The sequence below is a fragment of the Microbulbifer maximicatervae (SeqCode) genome (genome assembly GCF_052467065.1).
This window is the reverse complement of sequence record NZ_CP174299.1, coordinates 5,080,836-5,105,034: the sequence shown is the minus strand read 5'-3', so window position 1 is coordinate 5,105,034 and position 24,199 is coordinate 5,080,836. Positions and strand designations below refer to the sequence as shown.

The 24,199-nt window shown below is 46.2% G+C and carries 35 protein-coding genes; 33 read left to right on the top strand and 2 right to left on the bottom strand.

The features are described 5' to 3' along the window. Positions 1-113 precede the first annotated feature (113 nt). Positions 114-575, top strand: a complete 462-nt coding sequence (locus tag ACJJI1_RS22580; RefSeq protein WP_444958116.1) for a hypothetical protein — start codon at positions 114-116, stop codon at positions 573-575. Positions 576-775: 200 nt separating this feature from the next. Then, complete coding sequence (locus ACJJI1_RS22575) at positions 776-1,591, top strand: hypothetical protein (protein ID WP_444958115.1); 816 nt, start codon at positions 776-778, stop codon at positions 1,589-1,591. Positions 1,592-1,601: 10 nt separating this feature from the next. Here ACJJI1_RS22575 and ACJJI1_RS22570 read toward each other — a convergent pair whose 3' ends face one another. Both ACJJI1_RS22570 and ACJJI1_RS22565 read right to left on the bottom strand, forming a co-directional pair. Beyond that, positions 1,602-2,333, bottom strand: a complete 732-nt coding sequence (locus tag ACJJI1_RS22570) for a tyrosine-type recombinase/integrase (RefSeq protein WP_444958114.1) — start codon at positions 2,331-2,333, stop codon at positions 1,602-1,604. A gap of 45 nt (positions 2,334-2,378) precedes the next feature. Next, complete coding sequence (locus tag ACJJI1_RS22565) at positions 2,379-2,597, bottom strand: hypothetical protein (RefSeq protein ID WP_444958113.1); 219 nt, start codon at positions 2,595-2,597, stop codon at positions 2,379-2,381. A gap of 189 nt (positions 2,598-2,786) precedes the next feature. Between ACJJI1_RS22565 and ACJJI1_RS22560 the strand changes: the two genes are divergently transcribed. The 31 genes from ACJJI1_RS22560 (at position 2,787) to ACJJI1_RS22410 (ending at position 23,982) form a co-directional block, all read left to right on the top strand. Continuing rightward, positions 2,787-3,158, top strand: coding sequence for a capsid cement protein (locus tag ACJJI1_RS22560; protein WP_444958112.1), 372 nt, complete (start codon positions 2,787-2,789; stop codon positions 3,156-3,158). 94 nt (positions 3,159-3,252) lie between these two features. Further along, positions 3,253-3,450 carry a hypothetical protein gene (locus tag ACJJI1_RS22555; protein ID WP_444958111.1) on the top strand — a complete coding sequence of 66 codons (198 nt, stop codon included), beginning with the start codon at positions 3,253-3,255 and terminating at the stop codon, positions 3,448-3,450. A gap of 333 nt (positions 3,451-3,783) precedes the next feature. Continuing rightward, a complete protein-coding gene (locus tag ACJJI1_RS22550) occupies positions 3,784-4,386 on the top strand; it encodes an SLATT domain-containing protein (protein ID WP_444958110.1) in 603 nt (200 codons plus the stop codon). Position 4,387: 1 nt separating this feature from the next. Beyond that, entirely contained in the window at positions 4,388-5,716 is a 1,329-nt protein-coding gene (locus ACJJI1_RS22545) for a reverse transcriptase domain-containing protein (protein ID WP_444958109.1), read from the top strand. Positions 5,717-5,959: 243 nt separating this feature from the next. Beyond that, positions 5,960-6,223, top strand: a complete 264-nt coding sequence (locus tag ACJJI1_RS22540; RefSeq protein WP_444958108.1) for a hypothetical protein — start codon at positions 5,960-5,962, stop codon at positions 6,221-6,223. A 174-nt stretch (positions 6,224-6,397) separates the two neighbouring features. Further along, positions 6,398-6,577, top strand: coding sequence for a hypothetical protein (locus ACJJI1_RS22535; protein ID WP_444958107.1), 180 nt, complete (start codon positions 6,398-6,400; stop codon positions 6,575-6,577). A 296-nt stretch (positions 6,578-6,873) separates the two neighbouring features. Beyond that, on the top strand, positions 6,874-7,536 hold the full coding sequence (locus ACJJI1_RS22530) for a hypothetical protein (RefSeq protein ID WP_444958106.1): 663 nt from the start codon (positions 6,874-6,876) through the stop codon (positions 7,534-7,536). 386 nt (positions 7,537-7,922) lie between these two features. Beyond that, positions 7,923-8,759 (top strand): hypothetical protein, encoded by an 837-nt coding sequence (locus ACJJI1_RS22525; protein WP_444958105.1) that lies wholly within the window; start codon positions 7,923-7,925, stop codon positions 8,757-8,759. A gap of 144 nt (positions 8,760-8,903) precedes the next feature. Then, entirely contained in the window at positions 8,904-9,281 is a 378-nt protein-coding gene (locus ACJJI1_RS22520) for a D-Ala-D-Ala carboxypeptidase family metallohydrolase (RefSeq protein ID WP_444958104.1), read from the top strand. Beyond that, entirely contained in the window at positions 9,281-9,649 is a 369-nt protein-coding gene (locus tag ACJJI1_RS22515; protein WP_444958103.1) for a 3TM-type holin, read from the top strand. The genes ACJJI1_RS22520 and ACJJI1_RS22515 overlap by 1 nt, the downstream gene beginning before the upstream one ends. Further along, positions 9,646-9,849, top strand: coding sequence for a holin (locus ACJJI1_RS22510; RefSeq protein ID WP_444933593.1), 204 nt, complete (start codon positions 9,646-9,648; stop codon positions 9,847-9,849). The genes ACJJI1_RS22515 and ACJJI1_RS22510 overlap by 4 nt, the downstream gene beginning before the upstream one ends. A gap of 248 nt (positions 9,850-10,097) precedes the next feature. Next, complete coding sequence (locus tag ACJJI1_RS22505) at positions 10,098-10,946, top strand: hypothetical protein (RefSeq protein WP_444958102.1); 849 nt, start codon at positions 10,098-10,100, stop codon at positions 10,944-10,946. Between the two features lie 151 nt (positions 10,947-11,097). Then, positions 11,098-11,364 (top strand): hypothetical protein, encoded by a 267-nt coding sequence (locus ACJJI1_RS22500; RefSeq protein WP_444958101.1) that lies wholly within the window; start codon positions 11,098-11,100, stop codon positions 11,362-11,364. A gap of 3 nt (positions 11,365-11,367) precedes the next feature. After that, complete coding sequence (locus ACJJI1_RS22495) at positions 11,368-11,820, top strand: hypothetical protein (protein ID WP_444958100.1); 453 nt, start codon at positions 11,368-11,370, stop codon at positions 11,818-11,820. Positions 11,821-11,907: 87 nt separating this feature from the next. Further along, positions 11,908-12,429: a hypothetical protein gene (locus tag ACJJI1_RS22490; RefSeq protein ID WP_413662497.1), complete on the top strand. Its 522-nt coding sequence runs from the start codon at positions 11,908-11,910 to the stop codon at positions 12,427-12,429. Continuing rightward, on the top strand, positions 12,392-14,395 hold the full coding sequence (locus ACJJI1_RS22485; protein ID WP_444958099.1) for a terminase gpA endonuclease subunit: 2,004 nt from the start codon (positions 12,392-12,394) through the stop codon (positions 14,393-14,395). Before ACJJI1_RS22490 ends, ACJJI1_RS22485 begins: the two co-directional genes overlap by 38 nt. Next, on the top strand, positions 14,396-14,611 hold the full coding sequence (locus ACJJI1_RS22480; protein ID WP_444958098.1) for a DUF6148 family protein: 216 nt from the start codon (positions 14,396-14,398) through the stop codon (positions 14,609-14,611). Beyond that, positions 14,611-16,092 carry a phage portal protein gene (locus ACJJI1_RS22475; RefSeq protein WP_444958097.1) on the top strand — a complete coding sequence of 494 codons (1,482 nt, stop codon included), beginning with the start codon at positions 14,611-14,613 and terminating at the stop codon, positions 16,090-16,092. The genes ACJJI1_RS22480 and ACJJI1_RS22475 overlap by 1 nt, the downstream gene beginning before the upstream one ends. A 9-nt stretch (positions 16,093-16,101) precedes the next feature. After that, positions 16,102-18,153 (top strand): ClpP-like prohead protease/major capsid protein fusion protein, encoded by a 2,052-nt coding sequence (locus ACJJI1_RS22470; RefSeq protein WP_444958096.1) that lies wholly within the window; start codon positions 16,102-16,104, stop codon positions 18,151-18,153. Positions 18,154-18,238: 85 nt separating this feature from the next. Beyond that, on the top strand, positions 18,239-18,574 hold the full coding sequence (locus ACJJI1_RS22465) for a capsid cement protein (RefSeq protein WP_444958095.1): 336 nt from the start codon (positions 18,239-18,241) through the stop codon (positions 18,572-18,574). After that, on the top strand, positions 18,543-18,806 hold the full coding sequence (locus ACJJI1_RS22460) for a head-tail joining protein (RefSeq protein ID WP_444958094.1): 264 nt from the start codon (positions 18,543-18,545) through the stop codon (positions 18,804-18,806). The genes ACJJI1_RS22465 and ACJJI1_RS22460 overlap by 32 nt, the downstream gene beginning before the upstream one ends. Before the next feature lie 285 nt (positions 18,807-19,091). After that, positions 19,092-19,487, top strand: coding sequence for a hypothetical protein (locus ACJJI1_RS22455; RefSeq protein WP_444958093.1), 396 nt, complete (start codon positions 19,092-19,094; stop codon positions 19,485-19,487). 100 nt (positions 19,488-19,587) lie between these two features. Beyond that, positions 19,588-19,977, top strand: coding sequence for a hypothetical protein (locus ACJJI1_RS22450; RefSeq protein WP_444958092.1), 390 nt, complete (start codon positions 19,588-19,590; stop codon positions 19,975-19,977). Positions 19,978-20,061: 84 nt separating this feature from the next. Then, the gene (locus ACJJI1_RS22445) at positions 20,062-20,418 is read left to right on the top strand and encodes a hypothetical protein (protein ID WP_444958091.1); all 357 of its coding nucleotides are present in this window, start codon (positions 20,062-20,064) and stop codon (positions 20,416-20,418) included. Between the two features lie 260 nt (positions 20,419-20,678). Next, positions 20,679-20,909 carry a hypothetical protein gene (locus ACJJI1_RS22440; protein WP_444958090.1) on the top strand — a complete coding sequence of 77 codons (231 nt, stop codon included), beginning with the start codon at positions 20,679-20,681 and terminating at the stop codon, positions 20,907-20,909. Further along, a complete protein-coding gene (locus tag ACJJI1_RS22435; RefSeq protein ID WP_444958089.1) occupies positions 20,906-21,556 on the top strand; it encodes a DUF2625 family protein in 651 nt (216 codons plus the stop codon). The genes ACJJI1_RS22440 and ACJJI1_RS22435 overlap by 4 nt, the downstream gene beginning before the upstream one ends. Before the next feature lie 82 nt (positions 21,557-21,638). After that, positions 21,639-22,004, top strand: coding sequence for a hypothetical protein (locus ACJJI1_RS22430; RefSeq protein WP_444958088.1), 366 nt, complete (start codon positions 21,639-21,641; stop codon positions 22,002-22,004). Positions 22,005-22,070: 66 nt separating this feature from the next. Further along, positions 22,071-22,364, top strand: a complete 294-nt coding sequence (locus ACJJI1_RS22425) for a DUF7660 family protein (protein WP_444958087.1) — start codon at positions 22,071-22,073, stop codon at positions 22,362-22,364. Between the two features lie 431 nt (positions 22,365-22,795). Continuing rightward, positions 22,796-23,092 carry a CPCC family cysteine-rich protein gene (locus ACJJI1_RS22420; protein WP_444958086.1) on the top strand — a complete coding sequence of 99 codons (297 nt, stop codon included), beginning with the start codon at positions 22,796-22,798 and terminating at the stop codon, positions 23,090-23,092. Positions 23,093-23,185: 93 nt separating this feature from the next. After that, positions 23,186-23,584, top strand: coding sequence for a hypothetical protein (locus tag ACJJI1_RS22415; RefSeq protein ID WP_444958085.1), 399 nt, complete (start codon positions 23,186-23,188; stop codon positions 23,582-23,584). 176 nt (positions 23,585-23,760) lie between these two features. Next, positions 23,761-23,982: a hypothetical protein gene (locus tag ACJJI1_RS22410; protein ID WP_444941031.1), complete on the top strand. Its 222-nt coding sequence runs from the start codon at positions 23,761-23,763 to the stop codon at positions 23,980-23,982. Positions 23,983-24,199: the final 217 nt, after the last annotated feature.

Below are 24,199 nucleotides of genomic sequence, written 5' to 3'. Positions count from 1 at the left end.
AGCCTCAATCTATGTTGAGGTTTGATGTTGGCAGGTCTTGAGCCATGTCCATCAGGCGGTAAAAATTCCCCCTCCCTCCTGTTGAGATCACTAAGAAGTAGCTTGGAGCTGTAATGAAGTATCTGCTGTCCGTATTTTTCCTAACTTGTTCTGCTTTCGCCTCTGCGGCTGGGGACTCAAACTTTTCATTAGGTGTGGGTGGGGATCATGGTGGGCTCGGGGCAAAGTACGCAATTAACCGAGATGAAGATAAATACTTTGCCACTTTGGGTTTATTGGGCTATTCAGAACATGCCGGTTGGACCGAAGGTTATGGTATTGGTTGGGAGCGTTTAGTGTCTTCCGATCGCCACTCTGTGGGAACATTTCTGGGGACTGTTGGTTACGATAGTGGAGGTAGAGTCTCGACTCGTTATCACGGGATTTCCTTACTCTATAACTACTATTTTTCAGGATTTTCTGATTCCTCATGGGTGATAGGTGGCGATATTTATGGCGGTGTTAGCGAAGATGATGACTTGAACTTTGATGATGAGCTATATGGTATTAAGTTGAAGTTTGCTTATCAGTGGTAGGGTAACGGGCCTAGCTTGCGGGGTTGATCCCCGTCGGCCACCCCAGATTCTTCCTTGTTTATCAAGGAGTTAAAACCTCGCCTAGTGCGGGGTTTTTTCGTTTCTGCCCTCGGTGTGGTAATTTGGTGTGGTAATTATGGCCTCAATCTATATTGAGGTTTTATGTTTTTAAGGATGTATGTCATAGGGGCTGGAGCAATATGGAAGCTAATTTAGAGAAAATTAAAAAAGCTCTTGCTGTCGCTTATGAATTCACCGAGCTGCAAGAAAGGTCCAGCCAAATAGAAGAAAGGCTATCCCTGAGTGATGAGTCAGGCGTGGAGGTAGCTCTCTCTGAATATAGGAGCTGGAAAGGGGCGCTGCAGTGCGATCGTCAAGCTCTGAATGGGGTCTCTGAAGACTTGGAGGCGCTTTCTGTGGAGCCTGGAGTGAATTCTGGTTTGTATCAACAACTGAAGAATAAGCAAAATAAAGTGACAAGAGTCATTGATTCATTCTTGCCTATTATAGAGATGCGAATCGAAGATCTTGAAAGGTTTGGCCGTGATAGATTGGAGCGAAATCAGGCCGAACTGTCGAGGCGTGCAGTGCATGCTGCTGAACTTGCAAATACAATTGCTGCTGACAGTTCGAAGGCAGCGAAAGTGAGTGCAGGTGCAGCCAAGCAAAGTGCTCAAGTTGCAAGGCACGGAGTCAAGCTTACAAAAAAGATGTTCTGGGCAGCAGTTTTTTCAGCCTTGGTAGCTGTTGGTGCGCTTATAGGGCAGATCTACTCCCAAAATAAAGATATTTCCGTAAATCTAAATTCTCCTGTGTCTTTACAGCCAGTCACTCTCTCTGATGAATCAATAAGTAACCTAACTCACGCAATTGCAGTTGAGTTATCTAAAGTGAAAGATGAGCAAGCCGCTTTATCACCTGAATCAGTTGAAGATTTGAGAGCTGTACTGAGACTTGAGCTTGAACGAAATGCTCGCATTGATGTTGTAGAAAACAAAGAAGATACGGAGCAGTAGGCTAACTAAATTATTTGCCTTTCTTTGGTTGCTTCCGGTCTAGGCTGACAACTTTATCTGCTGTTCGATTGTATCGCTCTGCCATCAAGCGGGTTTTATGTCCGGTAAATTTCTGCACATCGCCGTCAAAGTCACTGACGGCTTTAATTTTCAAATCGTGAAAGCGAAAACGCTGCTTGATTGCCCCAGCAGCTAGCGCCGCTCGTTGTTCTCTTTGCCAAATAGCATTGAACCCGGTGCGGGTGTAGGCGCGGCCAACACGGCTGCGGATGATATGGGTGGTTTGGATTTGGGCTTCTGTGTTAGTGGCTACTGCGTGATCAACGGCTTCTTTGAGCGCTGAACTCCATAGCTTTAGTTGGGCTTTGCCTGTTTTGGCTTGCACGATCAATAGGCCATCTTCTTGGATGTCTGCACGGGTGAGGGCGAGTACATCCTGCTGCCTGGCTGCACACAAATAGCTGATTTCCATAGCACACTGGTGCATCACGTGGCCGCGATCACCCAGCCATTGCCAAAAGGCTTGGTATTCCCAGTCTTCTACGTAGCGCCCGCCGGGCTTTGCTTTAATTGTTTTTACTAATGCTGTGGGGTCTTCAATCTTCACGATGCCCCTGGCTTTGCCCCACTTCATCACAATGCCTAGAAAGGTTCGCTCTCTATTGACTGAGGTGGGGTACTCAGCGCCGCGTGCATCCATAAACATTTGCACTAGCGGGGAGCTGATATTGTCTGGTTCCATCTCCCCAAATACCGCGAGAACACGCTGACTGTAGCGATGGTAGTCTTATTGAGTCTGCAGCTTTATGTGTTTGGTGTACTGAGGGGAGGCGAAGTAGAGCTCTACTAAATCCGCGAAGATAAAAATCTTTTGCACTAGGCCGGCTGGGTATTTCTCATAGGCAACCCAAACTTCAGCCTGGGATGCGTTAGGACTGGCAACTACCTTAATACCGACCCGGTAGTGCATGACACTATCGAAGTGCTCTATCTGGATGGTCAGCAAGCACCAGTCTTAGAAGAGTAAAATAGCTGGGATATCGATGGCGTGGAATTCAAAGTCCGCCTGGATGTCGCAGCCAAAGCCTGGAGCCCCAAAAACCAGCTAACTGCTAGTTCGAACAACGCTCATAGAAGAGGTCGCATTGCGCGGCCTTTTTGCTTTCAATTATTAACCCAATCGAGGGAAAGTGAAATGGTTAAAAATTTTCTACAAGACGGGCGCATGCTGGATTACACCAACGGCACCAGCGCGGTTATTACCTCTGGCCAGGTGGTGCCAGTCGGTGCAGTGCTAGGTGTGGCGATAGATGATAACGCCGTGGGTGAGTCAGGTGTAATTGGTATTGATGGTGTATTCACCGTACCCAAGCTATCCGCCGCCGAGATCAATCAGGGTGAAACTCTCACATGGATGGTTGTTTCGAAGTCGTTTGATAATAACGCAGCCACTGCAGCCACTGGTGATATCACCGTCGAAATGGTCTTTGCCGCTGAAGCTGCCGGCGCAGGTGCTGCCAGCCTTGCGCTTAAATTCACCGGCGTACCGGGCATAGTGAAGCCCTAACTCATCATGGGCTTAGATCAGAGGGCTGCAGAGCGCGCGTTTCGCAAATGGAGCATATGAAGATGGTAGCGGTGGTGAGCATTTCGATTGCCGCGTGATAAAAGATCGGGAAGTTGACGAATTCGAGGAAGATGAGCGTGTGCGGGTGCTGCGTATCGAGTTGAGTTTGCTGGTGAGTGAGGTGGGGGCTTACAATTCTGAGGTGATTATTACGCTTGGTGGTGTGGCGTATACGGTGCGCAATCGGCTCGGGGACGGTGGGATTGTTTGGCGGGTGAATGTATATGGGTAGAGGGTCTATTTTCAATATCGAAGCCGGAATGGTTTTAAAATATTCAGGTCAAGATAGAGCTTCGCAGCGAATAAGTTGTTAAAATTTTCTGGAAGGGTAAAAAATGCACAGAAATACTATTTTTGAATTAACTGTTATGGATTAGTTTTGTAATCAAGGTTTAGATGATAAACTGGTTTGGTCCTAGGGTGTGGCAGTTTATACTGTCCACTCACTTGTGAGTGCAACTAATATTGAAGAGGCTCGCCTCTTAGCCTTAGTGGCTTGCCCAAAACTGGGTGTTAACTCTATGTAACTCGATGACACCCTGGGACATCTTACAATGGAGGTGGGATGGCATTTTCAGATAATATGTGGTGGACAAGAAAGGCTAAAATTCAAGCTGAAAATCGGCTTTTATCTAATGCTTTTCAGTCACGGGTTCTGTTGTTGTGGTACTCATTTTCTAGTGTCGCCTCAGCAGTATATTATTTAAAATCAGCTAATGGTGCCTCGGAAACTTCTGAAATAGCCTGGGTTGTATTTTCAGTGCTAGTTCTGTGTATGTCAGGCTTTATTAATGGTCTCTCTTTTGAGAAAAGGGCTGGGCTAATAAAAGAGTGCTATGAGAAGATAAATAGCCTATATAAAAAATCGAAAAACCAAAATTCAGATATTTCTAAGTTGAATGATGAATATGATCAACTTCTAGGCGTTTGCGAAAACCATTTAAGTAGAGATTATTATCGGGCATTATGCATAGAGCATATCTCAACAAAAGGAAAGGCAGATAAAGAATCTGGCCTTAAGGAAGGTTTAGATCGATGCCCTACTTGGTTTCATTGGTCGGTAGTTGGTTGCTGGTTTACGCTGCGCTTGATTTTGCTTTCACTTTTATACGCTTTGCCTGTTTTTATTTTTTTGTTGCTTTTTGTTTCAGATAATAAGTGCTCCTAAAGTGAATATTAGCGATAAATTTAAGTGGTATTTTTCTGAAGAAAACCTTAAAGAAGTATTTGTAGATCATATTATTTATTCCAGGGCTACAGGGATAGATAATTTGGATCAGTATGCCTTTAGGTCCCAGTTGGATGAGCAGGTTGAAATTCTTTCAAGGAAGGTAATATCTGGGAATTATACTTTCACAAAGTATAAATTAAAGCTCATAAGTAAAGGTCGTGGAAAACTTCCAAGAGAAATATCAATCCCCACTGTGCGAGATCGAATTGCTCTGCGTACACTGTGTGGTTTTATTTCGGAAATATTTAAAGATAGTGTTGGGTTTGACCTACCTCAGAACGTAGTAAGGAAGGTGAAAGCTGATATAGAAAGTAACCGTTATGAAGCATGCATTAAGCTGGATGTGGTTAATTTTTACCCATCAGTTAAGCATGCTGAGTTGATTTCTCGTTTAGGAAGGAAGATACGAAATCAAAATATAAAAAGAATTATTGCTTCAGCAATATCGTCCCCCACAGTTAGTGTTTCCAGGCCGTCAGATCTTCGTTTGGAGCGAGGGATTCCTCAAGGTTTAGCTGTTTCTAATATTTTGGCCGCAATCTATTTATCCAATATTGATAAAAATCTGCGTTCTATCGAGGGGGTTAAATATTATCGGTATGTCGATGATGTGTTAATCTTCTGCTCGCTAAAAGACGCTTATAAAATAATTGATCTTGTTGTTGGTAAATTCAAAAGAGTTGGCTTAAAAATACATGATCCTAAGAAGTTTCCAGAGAAATCTAGTATCGGTCCGATTAGTGATGGCTTTGAATATTTAGGCTATAAATTCTCTCCCAATTTAGTAACTGCCAGAGCAGCATCAGTTGAAAGACTTAAAGAGTCATTGGTTTCAATATTTACAAGCTACAAATATTCAAAAAGAAAAAGTAAAGGGTTTTTGCTGTGGAGGTTGAATCTTAGGATTACTGGGTGCATCTATGAAAACAAGAGTAAGGGGTGGCTGTTTTTCTTTTCAGAAATAAGCGATGAGAGTCTCTTGCACACTTTGGATCACTATGTTAAAAGGTTGTCAGGGCGATTTGAAGTTAATGTTAAACCTAAAAAGTTTGTAAGAGCATTTAAGGAGCTAACCCATCGTAAATATGAAACGAATTATATCCCCAATTTTGATAGGTATGATATTGAGCAGAAGGGGAGAGTTCTTGTTGATTATTTTGAGTTGGACATCGGGAAGCTCGAAGAAGATGAGATCAATTTTGAGTTCAAAAAACGTTTGAGTAGACAGGTGAAAGACTTACAAACTGATGTGATGGATTTTTCTTAGCTTTTATGCATGTGTAGCTATTTAAAATATCTTATTAAGTGTGTCTAATAAATCTTATATTAGTATACCTAAATCTCCGTAGATCACGCTGTTAATGCTATAGCGATAAAAAGATATACCCCTAAGCTTCTTTGAGTCCGAAACAAACGAAAATGGCTGGTAAAGTAAGGCGTTGCTGTGTTATTGACACACAAACCCGCACCAGCGGGTTTTTTATGCCCGAAATTCCTGGAGCACACTCCAATGACCCAGCGCATAACAACCCGCGATGCCGTACAAAACAAGCTGGAAAATCTATCCGGCTACATATTCCCACCTCCTGGCACCACAGAAGAAATTGATTCCAAAAAACTGCCGGCTATTGTGGTGGGCTTTGCAGTTGAGAACACCGAACATGAAATGAATTGCGGTACCGAGCGGCAACTTGATCTGACGGTTGCTGCGGTGGTGGAAACTAGCAGCGATATGTATGCGGCGTTAGACCAACCAAGCAGCGGTGGATATTGAAAGCGTCTTGCAGGATGCTTCTCTGGAGGACATCTGTGATTTGTTCCTGCTTAGCCAAACCGAGTTTGCACTAGACCAGGATCACCCATTAGGTGAGGTATGCTTGACGTATAGCGCCAAGTCTTCCACTGAACCCACAGACTTTTAACGAAACAACCCGATGAGGTTATGACTATGGCACAAGGTTATAAAACTAAGTTTTATCGCAGTGATGATGGCAGTTTTTATTCTCAAGTAGCGGGCATGTTGGATCTTGAGCCCGGTGAAGAGTCTCGTGGTTCTGTTGATATGACTCCCATTGATGGCACCAGTGGCTATATAGACTATGACCCTTCGGGCTTGCGTGATGCCTGAGAGGTCTCTATTACCTTGATCTGGAAAGAGAGCGACAGCGGCCAAAAGGCTCTGCGCTCAGATTACGATTCTCATAACCAAGTCCGCTCACCTTGAGGAGGTTGTGTTCGCGAATACGGTGGTTACCCAATTCTGGATAAACCAGGGCCACATAAATTACCTGGGCACCTATCACCGCGATAATTTGCACGCAGCTGAAAGGCGATTTCAGGATTACTACGAGAGTATGCCGAAGGCTGCTTGACGGGGTGTCTGGTTGGTTTTTGGTTGCTTGAAAATTGCTTGGGGGGCATGACATGAAATTCGAAAGTGCTAGACAAGCGTGGCACGACGCCTTTGATAGCTCCACCGCTGCATTTGATTATGAAGCCATGGGCGGCAGAAGTACGGTTACCTCAGCTGGGCGAGGGCGAAAAGTTGTAATTCGCGGAGAAGTGCAGGGTAGGGCCAACCAAGTTATTTGCCGGGTTGCAGCCCCAACACTAGTTGCAAAAGAAACCCCCGGTGCCAAGGACAGCGGCAACCGCATCATGGATGCCTGTGAAAAGGGATTAATCCAAGATACAGTCGCAAAGTTGAGAGTGAGTGATCCGTTGGCATACTGCTGGGGCATGGCCGCCTACGCCCCGCCAGCCTCAAGAGTCAAAGAGCGAGCGGCACTACTGAAATACTTGATGAGTGAGTTCGACAAATGGCAGGAACCGCACCCGCGAGAAAAGGTTATCCAGCTAGCGCTATTTTGTATTAATGCGTGTGCACTGCGTGATGTAAATGGCCGATTAATAGACCTGGGCCAAGCGCGGACAATTTTAGGGTGTGACAAAAAGCGGTGGGATAGGGAGTGGGTAAAAATTTGGAAACGTTTGCAACGGCGCTTGGACCCTTTACCTGCAAGGGCTTTAGGGTCTATTTCTGAAGTTGTACAGGAGTACAGAGGGCGGCTTAAAGCCGCTCGTTGACAGCTTTGTCCTGAGGGGGTATAAATTTCCTAGCGTGCAGTTTTTCTGCTTTGCAAAATTAAACCGGCCACTGAGCCGGTTTTTTTGTGCCTGGAAGTTGGTCAGCTCAGTAAGTTTCTTCAAGCTTTAATCGCACTTTATGTATTTTTTTGAGTGGCTGTTTTACAAAGTGTGATCAGGTGCTGGGTTTTTATGCGCTCTGTTTGTATTAATTCGAGTGAATGAGAAAGATGTTGCTTGTGAAATTTTGAGTTTCTTTATTTGGTAATATCGTACTGGAAAAGGATGTTAAATTAAGTTCAATTTAATTTACTTAGTTTAAGGTGTACTGTAAGTTTTACTTCCTTTTTCACTAGTATATTCAATATATTTTTTGGTGAGTTTTTATGTTTTTTAGAAATACCGTCAAAACAGTAGCTGTTTCTGTGGCCCTGCTGGCCTTCGGCGCGCAAGCTAAAACGTTCCAATACGAACTTCAAGATCTAGATTCATCTAGTGGTGAAATACAGTACCCTGGCCTAGATTTAGAAGGCGCTAGCTCTGTAACTTTGACTGTTGATCAGGAGGATCAATGGTCCCCCGCTATACTTACTTCGTTGGAAATTAACTTTCCTAATGCACCCAGTCTGTCAGTAAGCAATTTCCAGGTGGATGACGAAGGTTGGAGACATGAAGCGACCGTTGATGACGTCTGGGTGTATCGTCAGCTTGATGTTGTAGTAGATGGCCTGGACGCCGAAAGCTCAATTGATACAATGATCAGCATTGAGGGTTATGTCTCTGAGGCTGAAAATTTTATTGGGGCAGAGCGTTCACTGAACTTTGACCAAAGACTATTTACCGTTAATGGGCAGTTGGTTGATGCGACTCCAAGCACGATTGTTGATGTTGCATCGTTCACAGTTGACGGTAAGCAGGTTGAATTATCTCTAAGAGATAACCCAACTTTTGATCCAAATTCAAACGGTGGTGATAATGTTGAAATGGCATTTGTTGTCGAATTGCTGTGGTTTGGGGAAGGGAAAGAAGTTTACTATTTTCACGCACCTTTTGGTGGTGAATCAAAATTTTATGAAGCATATAAGCTAGAAGCTTCAACATCACCTGGTCCTGATGGTGATGAAACATCCATAGTTATTAAAGTTAAAGACGCGGAAGGTGTGGAGTCTGAAACTCATGATGTATATCTTGAAGATATGCTGAGTGAAGCTTACGACTTCTAAACGCATCCTTAAGTTTTGACTTAAGGTTTAAGATGTGCTGTATGCTAAAATCAGTTAAGAAATCTTAGATAGTCGCTCAGTAGCGATACTTATTTCATAAAAATTAACCCGCCTTGTGCGGGTTTTTTTGTTTCTGGTGCTCTCATGTTTGATAACGATTATTTCACAGAAGCGGAATTGTCTTGTCGCTGCTGTGGCAAAAACAATTTCAAAGATAAAACCCTCAGGCGCTTGGTTCGAGTCAGAGAGCTTTATGGTAATCCGATGATCGTCAACTCCGGTTATCGTTGTCCAGCACAAAACACTCGGTTAAATGCCACTATGACCCACGCCACCGGACAAGCTGTTGATGTTTCAGTGGCTTTGAGTGGGGCGCATAAGCTTTTGAATATTGCCTTAGAGGAGGGCTTCACTGGGATAGGAGTGAAGCAAAAGGGTTCGATCAAAAAGCGGTTTATACATTTGGATGACCTTGATTCAATTCCTGGTAAGTGTATACGCCCCACTGTCTGGAGTTACTAATGATTTCAGCCATTTCCAATTTGATAGGCAAAGTCATAGACAAAGCCTTTCCAGACAAGACTGAGGCCAACCGCCTAAAAGCTCAAGTAGATTCACAGCTGATTGTGATGGATCTGGAGGAGCTGAAAGCAGCTACTCAGGTAATTACTTCAGAGGCTTCAGGAGAGTCATGGCTACAAAGAAACTGGCGGCCAGTAACAATGCTCACGTTCGTGGGGCTGATCGTCTTTCATTGGTTGGGGTGGACAGCGCCAAACCTCAGCGAGAACCAGACTCTCGCCCTTCTGGAAATAGTAAAAATCGGCCTCGGTGGTTATGTCGTGGGGCGCAGCGTTGAGAAGGCAACTATTGCCTGGAAGCAGTCATGACACTTCACGATACCCTAAGAGAATTAGCAGATAAGGCTGGCTATATGACTGCCATTGGTGCTGGAACTCTCGCTGGTTGGCTCGCGGATAACTGGTTAGGCCTTGCTGGAGTGCTGATAGCTGCGGCGGGCCTGATGGTTAATTGGTATTACAACCACAAGCGTTTAAAGCTGCAGGAAAGAGAGTGTGGAGAATCATGATGTTATCTGAGGGTTTGTGTTTTTCTTCTTAGATGCAGTATTTCTATTTGCGAATACGTATTTTTTGTTAAGGATTATCCGTATTTTGGGATTCTGTACCAAGTAATCCTCCAAAAAAACAATGTGTACTTAATTCATAATCTAATGTAAGATTTTTTGCTCTATTTTGGTTTAAATTAAATAAAACTACTCTTTTGTGGTTTTGTTTGATTTGTGTGTTTTTTTATTTTTGATATTGAATAGATTTTATGATTCTTATAAAAGCCATGAAGGTTGCGGCAATTTTTGCAGCCCTGTTAGTTGTAAATGTACAAGCAAAAACATTTAAGTATGAGGTGCAGGACGCGCGTGTATCCAACTTTGGTCTATATCACCTACCATTTGGAAATGATATTAACTCTGTAGTTTTGACGGTAGATGTTGAGCATCCAGAGTCTGATTCTGCGTCTGCGTCTGTGTCTCTCGAAATAGACTTTATTGAAGCAGCCAAGTTGGTAGTGAAAAAATTCAGGCTGCATGAATACCATTGGGGCGGGGCTGCTGGAAACTATCGAGGATCTGTAAATAATGCTTGGGTGTATCGACAGCTTAATTTTGAGATACCTCATTTGGAACCTTTATATTCGCATTTTGATGACTTTGAGTTTATAGCTTTTGTATCAGAAAGTGATAGTTTCACAGGTGCGGGTAGATCAGATGAATTAGGTGAACCGCTATTTGAGATTTCGGGTCGCCTTATTGATGTGACCCCAAGTAAGATAGTTGATATAGAAAAACTAAAAGTTAATGATAGTACACTAAAGTTATCCCTAAGGAATCATATTTCTGGTCTGCCAACCAGTCGTGATAGCGGCATTATTATTGATTCTCTGTGGTTTGGAAAGGGAGAGGCACAGTTGGTTATTCCTACAGAATGGGTTTATGATTTTTATATGAAGCCTGTTGATCTTATAATATCAAAAGATGCTGGTTCTGAAATTGATGAATACTTTGTTAGTGTTCGGGCAATAAACCAGGACGGTGAAGAATTTATATCGGATACTTTACCTTTGCAGCAGTTGTTGAATGATGCTTATGGGGATGCATCATCTCTGTAAATAGATGTTAGGTTCTGAGATTTAATTAAGTTATTGTTAATTTTACCCGCCTAGTGCGGGTTTTTTATTTTAGGTGATACGGTTTCTATATGGTTTGCTTGTTTTTAAGGAAATAATTTAGAGGTTCAAATAACGTAGGAATATTTTTCAGATGGACGTTAATGTAAAGCTCGATACCTCAAAGTTCGATCGAGCAGCTGCTGAACTGAAGAAGCAATTACCTTATGCCAGTTCGGTTGCCTTAAATAACGTGGCCTTTCGTATACGCGGAGAGGAGCGCGCAGCAATTGGACGCATCTTTACAAGTCCAGCGAAGCTAACACAGAACTCTGTACTGGTGAAGAAAGCCACTAAGCGCTCAGGTGTTGCGAAGATCTTTATCCGTGATCAAGCAACCAACGGCACAGCACCGAGTTAATAATTGGCACCGTCGGTTATCGATGTAAAGCGCAACGATAAGAGATTTGAGCGTGCCCTGCGGCATTTAGGTGTACTGCCTGCGGGTATGTATGCCGTGCATGGAAAAGCAGCAAGGCTAAACCGGCATGGGAATATCTCGGTCGGTACCTATAAGAAGATTCTGGCAGAACTCCGTGCTGGTTCAGGTACCAAGAAGGGCGGGGCAAATAGTGCTCAAGGGCCCACAGGCAAGCACTTTGTAGGAAAGGTAAACGGAGTGTTGGGTGTCTGGAAAAGGGCTGGGGGTAAGAGACGTCCTAAAGTAAAGCCCATTCTTATTTTCCTAAAGGGAAAGCCAGACTACCGCAAGCGCTTTCCTTTCTTTCGAATTGCTGACGGCATAGCTCGTAGGCATTTGCCATTAGAACTTGATAAAGCCATGGATCATGCGATTGCGACCGCGAAGAGGCGCTGAATGGGTCCTCCTGAGTGGGGGTAGCACACGGGTAATTCGGACCGTGTTTTTTTAACAGATATCTGAAATTTCCTAGGGGGTTATACCTTGGCTGACAACCTATCACTTGATGATCAGGCCACTCAGTCTGGTTTTGCTCGCCTGGTTGGTGCTACTCAACCTGCTATTGCCAAACACTTCAAGGCTGAGGTTTTTACCGTAGGCGCCAGTTACGAAGTTTGGCTTCATGAATATTGCGAGCGACTGCGAACCGAGGCCGCAGGCCGCCAGGCGAATGAGGCCCGAAATCGTCGCGATATGGCCCAGGCGATTGAGTCTGAAGTTAATGCAAAACTAAAAATGCGCGAACTGTATCGAGAGGATCAATTAATCCTTGATGTTGAGTCAACGCGCAAGGCGATGGTGGAGTGGTCCACCGTTGGAAAGAATGAATTTATAGGAGCGGTAGAGAGCATCATTATTGCTATCGAAAGTCAGTATGCCATTACCGTCGACAGAGAACCCCTACAGCCAAACATTGAAGCTGCCCTCAGAACTATTGGCGGTTACGAGATTGAATTTACAGAGGCTGGTGAAGGAGGTACGCCAGACCTGGATACCGCAGCCTAAAATCCCGCTGATTGAGTGGTTGCCAGAAAATATCAAACTGCCATCCGAAGATAGCGATAACGCAGGATATTACAGAGTAGATTTTGTGCCCTATTTCTGGGGCGTAATGTACGCGCTCGATAGCCAAGTCTCCTGGATGGTGGTAATGCAAAAAGCGGCGCAGATTGGCTGGACGGTACTGTTAGCGGCAGATATCTGTAAGGTGGCGGTGACTGATCCCGCGCGGGTTTTGATGCTCTTTCCTAAGGATTCAAAAGGCCAGAACTTCATGGACGAAAAGTTCGTGAAGATTGTTGAGGGCTCGCCGAATGTAGCGCGTGTGATTGATGTCTCCACTAGTCGCAAGCTAGGCAACAGATCTACCAGAAAAGTATTCCCTGGTGGGGAAGTGCGTACAGTCGGTTCTAACTCCGTCTCCAATGTTAAATCCACGACCGCCAAGCGCGGCTATGTGGAGGAACCGGACGATACTAATAAAGACGTTGGTGATCAGGGCGATTCCATTCGCCACCTCCGCGAACGCCTCAAGCGAATGCGCAATAAGAAATTAATTATCGGCGGCACCCCTGCAGTTGCGGATCTTTCCCAGGTGGAGCACTACACCAAACTTGGCACCATGCGTGTATTGCCGGTTACTTGCCATGACTGCGGTGATTCTCATGAACTGGATTGGGAAAACGTCAGTTGGTTGGAAAAAGAGGGAGGCACACCGCACCCGGTATTCGGCTTGAATCAGCCAGAAACCGCAATTTACGGTTGCCCCAAGTGTGGCAGTGAATGGGATGACTACCGCCGCCAAGCCAACATATTGCAGACCTGTAAAACAGCGCGTGAAAACGGTGATGAATTTGCCGGCTGGGTTAAAACCCAATGTGGCGAAGACTATGAGCAGGATGAGATAGAGCCGATAGAGACGTTTATGGAGCTATCGGAGCTTTATGTGTGTATCCCTGGCACAGGATTGGCGGAGGTCGTTAGGGATTTCTTAGAGGCTGAGCACGAAGCCAGAAGCGGCGATGAATCTGCACGCATCGTATTCCAAAACAACAAGTTAGGCAGACCTTATAAATATGCTGCCAATCGGTTACTGGACCACGAGAAACTGGAAGAAGCTGCTGAAGACTACCCAGAACTGTTTTGTCCTGCTGGAGGTTTGCTGGTGACTGCCGGTGTCGATGTCCAGCACGATCGACTGGCAATCACCATCCGCGCATTTGGTCGCAATGAAGAAAGCTGGCAAATGTACTGGGGCGAAATTGATGGCGACACGGTTGATAAGCGTGATAGCTGCTGGGATGCACTGGATAAGTTAGTTTTTCAAAGCTTTAAGCATGAGCGATTTGGTGAGATTTACGCATCTGCGGTGAGTATCGATTCCTCTGACGGAACTACCAGCGGCGCGGTATATGAGTGGGTAAGAACCAGAAAAAGAAAATATCGTCGCGTTCTTGTGATGGCGATTAAGGGCGACAGTAGAGACTTTGGTAGTAAAGAAATATTTTCCCATCCAAAGAAAGCTGAAGTTAACAATCCTACGCGCGCTACTAAAGCAGACCGCCATGAAGTGAAGGTATACATGGTAGGTACTCACAAGGCCAAAGATCTGATTGCCAGGCGACTACTAGGCACCAGTGCCTATATGCACAGCTGTAAGCATGTGCGACAGGATTACTGGGAGCAGGTAACTGCTGAAGTAAAAGCACCGAGTAAAAAACACAAAGGTAGAGAGACCTGGCAGCAGCGACCCGGGAGACCGAATGAGGGCACAGATACCGAGGTTTATGCCCTACACGCAGCTTACGCCATGGAAATACACAAAAAGACTGAGAAAAAATGGTCAACTCTTGAAGCGCGTTTAGGTCAGCGCACTTTGTTTAGTGAGTCTGATCGGGGCTCTGAATCAACGCACACCACTAAAAAGCCACTCCGGCCAGCACAGCCTGTTGGTTCCTTACTGGATAGTTAAATGTCTAAAACGCCTCAAGAAATGGTCGACCTCTATATCGAGGCCGAGATAGACGTGCTCGCCGGAAAAACCACGGTGATTAATGGCCGCCAATTTACTGCCGAGAACCTGCAGGAAATCCGCGCGGGCCGTCAGGAGTGGGAGCGCCGCGCAACTGCTGAAACCTTAAAGGCCGCCGGCAAACGCCCAGGGCCCGCCTACGCGAACTTTAATTAATGAATAAATTAGATTCTGTCATCGGGTTTTTTGCACCCGAGGCTGCCTTGCGCCGTGTACAAGCTCGGCGTGCCCTGGAGATCGCCGCCGCCTATGAAGCCGCGCGCCCCAGTCGCCTGCGCAAAAACCCCGGTGATAACCGCAGCGGTGATCTGGTGCTGGAAGGCAGTGTGGAAACCCTGCGCGGCCAAGCCCGACACCTGGAGCAAAACCACGACTTTGCCTTTGGCATTCTCACCACCTTGGTCAACAACATCGTCGGCCCACGCGGCATCGATGTGGAGTTCCAACCCAAAACCTGGGATGGCGATATCCACGATGGTTTTGCCAGCCAAATGAATGACGCTCACAAGGAATGGGCGCGGCGCCCGGAATGCACCCGGCAGTTCAGCTGGGGCAAAGCCCAGCGGCTTTTGTGCAATACCTGGCTGCGCGATGGTGAAACTTTAATGCGGCACTTGCAAGGCACAGTGCCCGGCTTAAAACACCGCACCCCGGTGCCTTACACCATCGAATGCCTAGAGCCAGATTTCCTGCCGGTGGATTACAACGACCCTAGCAAGCGTATTGTGCAAGGTATTCAAAAATCTGCCTGGGGCGAGCCATCAGGGTTTTGGTTGTACGACGAACACCCCGGGGCCCCATTTAACTGGCGCATGAAACGCAGGCTCCACAGCGCGGAAAATATCGAGCACCTGAAATTTGTACGCAGGCTGCACCAGACCCGAGGGGCTTCCATCTTTGCAGCGGTAATGAATCGCCTTACTGATATTAAAGACTATGAAGAAAATGAGCGTGTTGCCGCCAAGATTGCCTCAGCCATGGTCGGCTTTATTCAAAAGGGCAGTCCAGATGATTACTCGCAGAACGACGTTGATGATGAAGGAAATCGGACCCTGGATATTCGCGCTGGTGCTATCTACGACAATCTACGCCCTGGGGAATCTGTCGGCACCATTCAAAGTAATCGCCCCAGTGGTCTACTAACGCCATTTTTAGAAACCATGCACCGCATGACTGCCGCCGGAACCATGGCCAGCTTTAGCAGCATCAGCAAAAACTACAACGGTACTTATAGTTCGCAACGTCAGGAGCTGGTAGAGCAGTGGGGAAACTACGAAACCCTCAGCCTGGAATTCTGTGAGGAAATTGTAGAGCCGGCCACCCGCCGCTGGGTGCAGATGGGTTTACTGGCGGATGCCTTCAAAGTGCCGAGTGATGTCGATCCATCCACATTAATGCACGTCGATTTTATTACCCCGGTGATGCCCTGGATTAATCCGGTTCATGAAGCCAGCGCCGATGAAACCCTGCTGGAAAATGTACTGGCCAGCCCACAGCAGACCATCCGCCGCCGAGGCAAAAAGCCGGACGATGTGATTAAGCAAACCGCTGCCTGGCAGCGAAAGCTCAAACAAAACGACATTACCACCCCAACCAAACGCGAAGCCGTACCCGCGCAAGAAACTGAATCTGAATAGGAGGCAGCCATGCCGAATAAATCCTGGTACAGCATCACCGCTGCCGCCAATACCAGTGAAGCCGATATTTATTTGTATGACTACATCGGCTACTGGGATATGACGGCAAAAGACTTTGCCCGAGACCTGAAAGCGCTCGGGGATGTCAGCAAGATCAATCTGCATATCAATTGCCCCGGCGGCGATGTGTTCGACGGCACGGCTATTTATAACCTGCTTAAAGACCATAAAGCCGAAGTGGAAACCTGGATTGAAGGCATCGCAGCCAGTATGGGGAGCGTGATCGCCCTCGCCGGGGATACTGTCCATATCGCTGAGAACGCCTATTACATGGTGCACAACCCCAGTGCCGGTGTTCGCGGTGATGAGCGCGCTCTGGAAAAAACCAAGAGCCTGCTGGCCAAAGTTAAAGCCACCATGAAAAGCCTGTATTCCTCACGCACCGGAATGTCGGATGAGGACATCAGCCAAGTGATGGATGACGAGACTTGGTATACCGGCACCGAAGCGGTAGAGGCCGGCTTCGCCACCGACACCACCGCAGCCATCGAGATGGCTGCCAGCTTCAGTGCCGATCACTTAACCCAGTTCAAAAACACCCCGCAAGCCATTAGTGCATTGGTTATGCAGGGGCCCACTGAATTTAGATTCCCGTCTGCGGTTGCAGGCAATCCAACCCAAACCCAAACCAAGGAAGCGCAAGCCATGCCTAAAACCACCTCCACCACGCCAGCTGCAACCGCTGCGCCCGAGGTTACCCCAGAAATGAAAGCGCAGATTGCTGCCGATGCCAAAGCGCAATTTGCCGCCGATGAGAAAAAGCGCAAAGACGATATCAAGGCCGTATTTAAAGGCTTCGACGCGCATAGTGTTGTGATGCAGGAATGTCTCAATGATATGGACTGCACCGCCGAAAAAGCCAAAGACAAACTGCTCACAGCCCTCGGCAGCCAAACCCCAACCCCCGTGCAAAGCTACAGCGTGGTGGTACAGGAAGGTGAAGGCATTAAGCGAATGAAAGCCGGTGCAGAAAATGCGATTGCTGTACGTGCCCTCGGTGAAAAACGCACGGAGGGCAATGAACTCAGCGGCTACAGCATGATGGAAATTGCCCGGATTCTGATGCAGGCCCACGGCCAAAGCCTGTCCGGACTGGATAGAATGGGTGTGGTTGCCGCAGCCTTTACCCATAGCTCGGGTGACTTCGCAACGGTGCTCGGCAATATCGCCAATAAATCCATGCTCAAAGGTTATGAAGAAGCACAGGAAATCTTCCCGCGCTTTACCAGTGTCGGCAACCTCAGTGACTTTAAACTAACAACCCGCACAGACCTGGGCAGCTTCCCCTCACTGCGCCAAGTCGCACCCGGGGCAGAATTTAAATATGTGAGTATCGGCGAACGGGCCGAGACTGCCGCTCTGGCCACATACGGGGAACTCTTCTCTATTAACCGCCAGGCGATTATTAATGACGACCTGGGGGCCTTTACCCGAATCCCACAAAAGATGGGCCTCGCCGCCGTGCGAACGGTGGGTGATCTGGTATTTAGCATTCTGCTTAACAACCCCGAGATGGCAGATGGGAAAACCTTGTTCCATGCAGATCATAAAAACCTAGCCAGCACTGCAACTATCAATACCGCCAGTATTGATGCTGCGCGGGTATTGATGGGCAAGCAAAAGGATGGCGATGCGGTGCTCAATATCCGGCCCAAGTTCCTGCTTTGTGATATTGCTGATGAAGGCAGCGCAAAGGTTGCCTTGGAATCTGAATTCGAAGTGGGTGCATCCACCAAAAATAACACCACTCCGAACAGCGTACGCAACATTGCCGAAGTGCTCTCTGATGCGCGCCTTAGTGGCCACAATGCGTGGTACCTCAATGCCGACCCAGTAGCGTATGACACTATCGAGGTACTCTATCTGGATGGTCAGCAAGCTCCAGTTTTGGAAGAGCAGAATGGTTGGAGTATTGATGGGGTGGAATTCAAAGTGCGCCTGGATGCCGCAGCCAAAGCCTGGGACCCCAAAGGCATGGTGAAGACCCCAAAAACCAGCTAACCGTTAGCTCCGATAATGTTCTTTGAATAGGCCGCATCGCGCGGCCTTTTTGCTTTAAGTTACAAACCCAATTGAGGGAAAGAGAATGGCTACTAATTTTGTACAAGACGGCCGCATGCTGGATTACACCAACATCACCAGCGCGGATATCACCTCTGGCCAGGTGGTACCGGTCGGTGCGGTGCTGGGTGTAGCAATGGATGATATCGCCGTGGGTGAGTCCGGTGTGATTGCTATTGATGGCGTATTCACTGTGCCCAAGGTATCCGCCGCAGAGATCGATCAGGGTGAAACTCTCACCTGGGTGGTTGCCTCCAGCTCATTCGATAACAACGCAGCCACTGTAACTACTGGCGATATCACCGGTGCAACGGCCTTTGCCGCTGAGAATGCGGGTTCCAGGCAAAGCCGCTACCTATGATGATGGTAGCGGCGGTGAGCCTATTGATTGCCGAGTGATAAAAGATCAGGAGATTGATGACTTCGATGATGAGGAGCGTGTGCGGGTGCCGCGTGTTGAATTGAGCCTGCTGGTGAGTGAGGTTGGATCTTACAACTCAGAGGCGATGATTACGCTAAATGGTGTGGCGTATACGGTGCGCAAGCGATTGGCGGATGATGGGGTTGTTTGGCGAGTGCTGGTGGATGTGTAGCCTGAGTTGGTAGGTCAGCACAGGATTTATGATCATTGTGATTGTTATTTTTTTGAGTTGCTCAAACATACAGGAAAATGCTTTAAAATCCTTGACTTAAAAGATCGGTTGAAAATGGGGATAGTGGTCAAGTTGATCATTTTTCTAGATGGGGCGTTGGTGCCAAGTAAGCGTAATCTATTGATTTAGTGGAAGAAGATGGCGTGTTGGCGTAAATTTGTATCAGAAATAGTAGTCAAGATAATAGTGGTCATGATGACCACTATATAAATGTTAAGCGATCCCATGAAAGAAATTACGTTTGAAACTGATGTTTTCAATCTTACTGAAGAGAAGGATAACTTTATTAATCCTTGCTGCTTTGGCGAAGATGCTGCTGACTGGTTTAAACCTCAAATGGAATCAGCCGGCATTGAGGTTCTTGATACCTACCAGGAGGATTGGGGCTGGGAAATCAGCTGTTCTTTCAAAGGTAATAAATACTTTATAGGCCTTGGTGGCACACCAGAGACTGAGGGTAAGAATAATGGTGAGTGGCGTGTTATGGTCACAAAGCCTCGCTCTATTGTCCAGGTGCTTACGGGAAAAAATAAGCTTTCAGACGAAGAATCAATATTAGGTGTTTTGTCTGGAATCATTACAAAAGCGAGGTTTAGTAATGTGTCCACCTGTAGCGCTTAACAAGGGCCAGCACAATCGCCAAATGCGAAAAACGCATTTGGCTGGACTCGCGAAAAGCGCTCGCCTGTGTGGCCGGCGTTAGCTCCCCAAGTAGTGATTTATGAGATACGCAATACCCTTTACATTTCTGTCCGGCCTCCTTTTAGGTGGGGCAGTTACTTATATAGCCAACCTGAATATTGCAGAGAAGAGAGAAATCGTAATCTATGAGGGAGCTAGGAGAAATGTGTTAGTTGATTTAGTTGATTTTGTACATTTTTATCGCACTAGCGCCATAAACAAGCATATAAGTGAGAAAGAAGGTCTGGAGTGTTTCCTGGTTGAATTATACTCTGATGTATTGCGTGGGGTAGAGGAAAATAAAATTCCTCTGGAAAGTTACATTTACAAAAATGAATCTGCATATACGAATATAGATAGAGATCTCAAAGAGGTCGCCACGCTGATTGATTCGAGCATAGAAAATCCATGCCCACTGATACAGAGCTAACAAGGGCCGGCACCTCGCCGCCTCTGGCGGCTGGACTCGCCACTGCGTGGCTCGCCTGTGCGGCCAGCGTTAAGTATTAAGCTTATGTATAAACTGATAGCACTTTTAATCTTTCTATATACATCATCGGTTTCTGCTAGCACAGTCGCAGTTTGTTTAGGCGAAGGATATGTGGTTGCTACCAATGAGCGATTTATCGATTTAAAAGTTGCCGAGGGTACTCAATGCAAGGGAAGCTTCAGAACCATGAAAGCTGGTGCAATCCACCGAGTATATTTTTATGGCCAGTCAGTCAAAGAAAATCCGACCGAGGTATATATATCAAAATCTGGTGATTACCTTAAAAATCGGCCGGTAGGTTACAAATTTGGGTTTATCTACACTATTTCAGAGAGTGAAGGTACTAGTAAGATCACATGGCAAATCGAACCGGCAGAATAATACTAAACGAGTGGCAGCAGGCGGACCTCCTTTCCGTTCCTTTGTCACTCCAAGTCGCCCGCTGTGCCAGGCGTTATGAGTAAAACTATGGAACCAGAAAAGTCAGTAAAGGATACTCGCAAAGCTCACTCAGATGGAGCAGTAAACACAGCTAATGTTTTTCTTGGAGTACTCGTTTATTCCATAATCGGATTCTTTGTAGGTCTTATAATCCGTGCATTTTCATTTTCAACAGAGCTAGGATCTATCGAGGAAATTCTATGGCAGTACTTACCTTGGGGGGTCGTATCCGCACTAATATTTGGAGTTCTATCGTATCGGTACTGCAGGATAGCACTGGTTCTACTTTGTTTAGTACCTGGGTGCGAAGTGAGCAGCTAGGTCAAACTCATAACAAGCTGCGGCAAAATCGCCCACAAAAAGCGTGGGCTGGACTCGCTACACTATGTTTCGCTCGCCTGTGCGTAGGGCGTTACGTGTACACGACATGAAAACATTGGAAGAGTTAATTGATAGGGAAGAGCCGTTCATAAATATTATGAATGAATGGATTTCTAAAGCTAAGAATCATGTAGAAATGCTTCCGCCCTCCGGGAACCGTGATCAAATCCTATTGGATGTTCAAGTAACAACACACTCAATACTTGGGTCACTTATTTATCATACTGGCGGAGTGCTGATTGATCACGGGTGGATCAGAATACTGGGGTCAGGAAGCAAGCACTTTACTAGGGATGTCCATAACTGGAACCAGCCTATTAGGCAAGGAATCTATTTGGTAGCTGATGATGCAGCTGGTGGTTTCTATGCAATTAATGGCGGTGCTTTTTCGGGGAAAATGAATTCTGTTCACTATTGGGCACCAGACTCAATGGAGTGGGAGCCACTTGATTTATTGTTTTCAGATTTTTTGGGTTGGCTCCTTTCAGGAGATTTAAGCAGTTTCTATGAAGGGCTTAGATGGGATGGCTGGCAAAGTGATATGCAAAACATCACAACTAATCAGTGCATTTCATTTTATCCGCCACTATGGTCTAAGCAAGGTAACTGCAATTCTAGCCATAGAGGTTTTGTACCTATTAAAGAGGCACTGGAACTGAAATATGACTTACTGTCTCAAATGCAAGCAAACACGTAACAAGCGCATGTTGTCGGACTGGTTTTCCGCTGCGCTCCAAACCAGCCGCAAATGCGGGCGTTATGTGTAAGGAATAGATCAGATGATAATCATCGGAAAAGAAAGAGATAAGGAAATCAAAAATCTTGATTTCCCTGATGCTATTCATAGTCTTATGAATGGTGAGTTCGTTCACGAAGATTTGGAATATAGATTCGCACCCTTAAAGTATTCTCTAGAAAACGAAGACTTTTCTCCCCAAGGTATCGATGTTATTCCTCTTTGGGAGAGTGATTACAGTATTACGGGATTCTATTTAGAAAACGCAAGTCCAGTTTTTATCACCTACTATATAGATGATATTAATTCCATTAAAAGAATTGGCGCTAGTGTTGTAGAGTTGGTAGAGTATCTCGTAGAAAAATATGGCGAGGACGAGGAGCAGCTAAAAAGTGCGTTACTCAAGTAAAACACATAACCAGGTCAGGCACCGGAATCAGCTGACGCTGCTCCGGTGCTAACGGCGTTATACCTTATGAAAGATTTAGCTAAGCTCGAAGACGAAGTACAAAACGAAGAAACTTTCATTCTATTCTTGGAAGCCCTTGCTGCTGACAGACTAGATGAGGAAGAACATGAGAAGGCCAGTCCAAGTAATCCATATGGCCGAGGTCATAATGGATGGGAGCATGAGACTATTGGGCAGTATCTTGATGCGTCCGCTGCATGGGCAAACTCATCAATTAATGGTTTGCCACTCATGCCTAAAGAGGTTAATCCTTGGAAACGTATGGCCCAAATATTACACGCTGGAAAAATATACGAGTAAGGTATAACAAGGCAATCAACTACGCGCCTTCGGCGCCGGACGCAGTAAAGCTGCGCCGGTTATTGAGGCGTGTGTGCCAGGCATGGCATTTAACTAGAGAGGTGAAAGTCCTCTTACCAGGTATTCGTGGAGCCGAAGGTTAGCGAAAGGGCAAGGTTAATGTCGCGTTAAGAAGGCTGGGCGTTGATCGTTTTTTAGCGTGGAACACGGCCAAATCAGCACATGGACCATGGAGGCTAAGCAAAAGTCCTGCCCTTTACAGAGCATTGCCAAATAGATACTTTAGGAACTTGGGGCTGCCGGAATTGGCAGATAGGAAGGGGAATAGAATTGAACCGCCATGGTACGTGACCCGTATGCCTGGTGGTGTGGGAGGAGGGGCATCGTGAGGTGCCTCCCTATCCCGATTATACGTAAGTCGAGACCGAGCGATGGAATTAAAGGAATTCCCCATGAGTGAAAATATGAAGCAGTGTCCGTGCTGTGATTATTATTCACTAGCGGAGCGAGGCAAATGCCTAGTATGTCCAGTCTGCTTCTGGGAAGACGACTGTCTTGATCCAGAAAACCCAGATTGGGATGCGGCATCTGATTTAAACGATGATATGAGTCTTCGTCAAGCGAGAAGCAATTTCGTAAAGTTCGGAGCCTGGAAGGCTGAGTTTAACAACGTGGTAATAAGCGCAAAAGAAAGACGTACATTACATGTTACAAAGCGCAACGTATAACAAGCGGCTGTAGTCGCCATGCTTTGCATGGCTGGGACGGCTTTTCCGCAGCTTCGCTGCTACAAATCCGCCCCTAAGCCGGGCGTTAAGCATATGTCCAAGAATATAGTGATTTTGGGGGTAGCGGTTCTTCTTACTCTTTCGGCTGTGTTATTTACACAAATACAAAGTAGTAAGAAGGTTATTGAGGAGGTTTCTTCTAATGAAGCTGGTGCCGAGATGGGCGCTGAGGAAGCTAAATCAGATTTCGATCAAGGCTTCATAGTATTCAAAGGCCGTATTGAAAGTAATCGACTCTATCTCTATGGCTTGGATCGTAAGGATGCGCTCGAATTTCTACGCTCACTGGAAGGTGGCTCTGTAAAAATCGGGTATGTCACGGACCCTCTAGGGTGTAAATCTTTAGGGTTAAGTTTGGATCCATCTACGTGCTCTGAGAATGTACATTTTGCAGAAGCATATAACCGTCGAGCATTGGAGCTTGTTAGGTAGCCATGCTTAACAAGCTAATGAACTTCGCGCGCGAAAGGCGCGCGCCGGACAGCCTACGCGGCGCTTCGGCTGCCGGTTATTAGAGCGTGTGTGCCAGGCATGGCATTTAACTAGAGAGGTGAAAGTCCTCTTACCAGGTATTCGTGGAGCCGAAGGTTAGCGAAAGGGCAAGGTTAATGTCGCGAGGTATTGGCTGGAGGAAGCTCAACGCAAATTCACGGGGTGATGAACAAGAACTGGATATGAGGTGTGACGTAGGCGGAGCCAGTGGGCACGTGACCATAAAGCTCTCCATCCACAATTGGCCTACGTTTTATAAATCCAGCATCTACGTGAAGAAGGTTAAATGTCTTACCCTGGGAGGTCTATGGGTTGTTAATGGAGTAACTGAAAACTGAGAGATTGGTTTTGACCGACCCATAGAAGTCAGCAGAGGGCATAGTAGGTAGATTTCGTGCTACTGAAGGCCTGAACAATTCTGGACAGTATTATTAATGCAGAGCTTGATGACTGCATCTGACAAGTAACTGAGTTGCCAGGAAAAAAATATTTTTTTTCTGGGTGAACATCAAACTGGAAACTTAATCATACATTGTCCAATTTCCCATCTCTTTT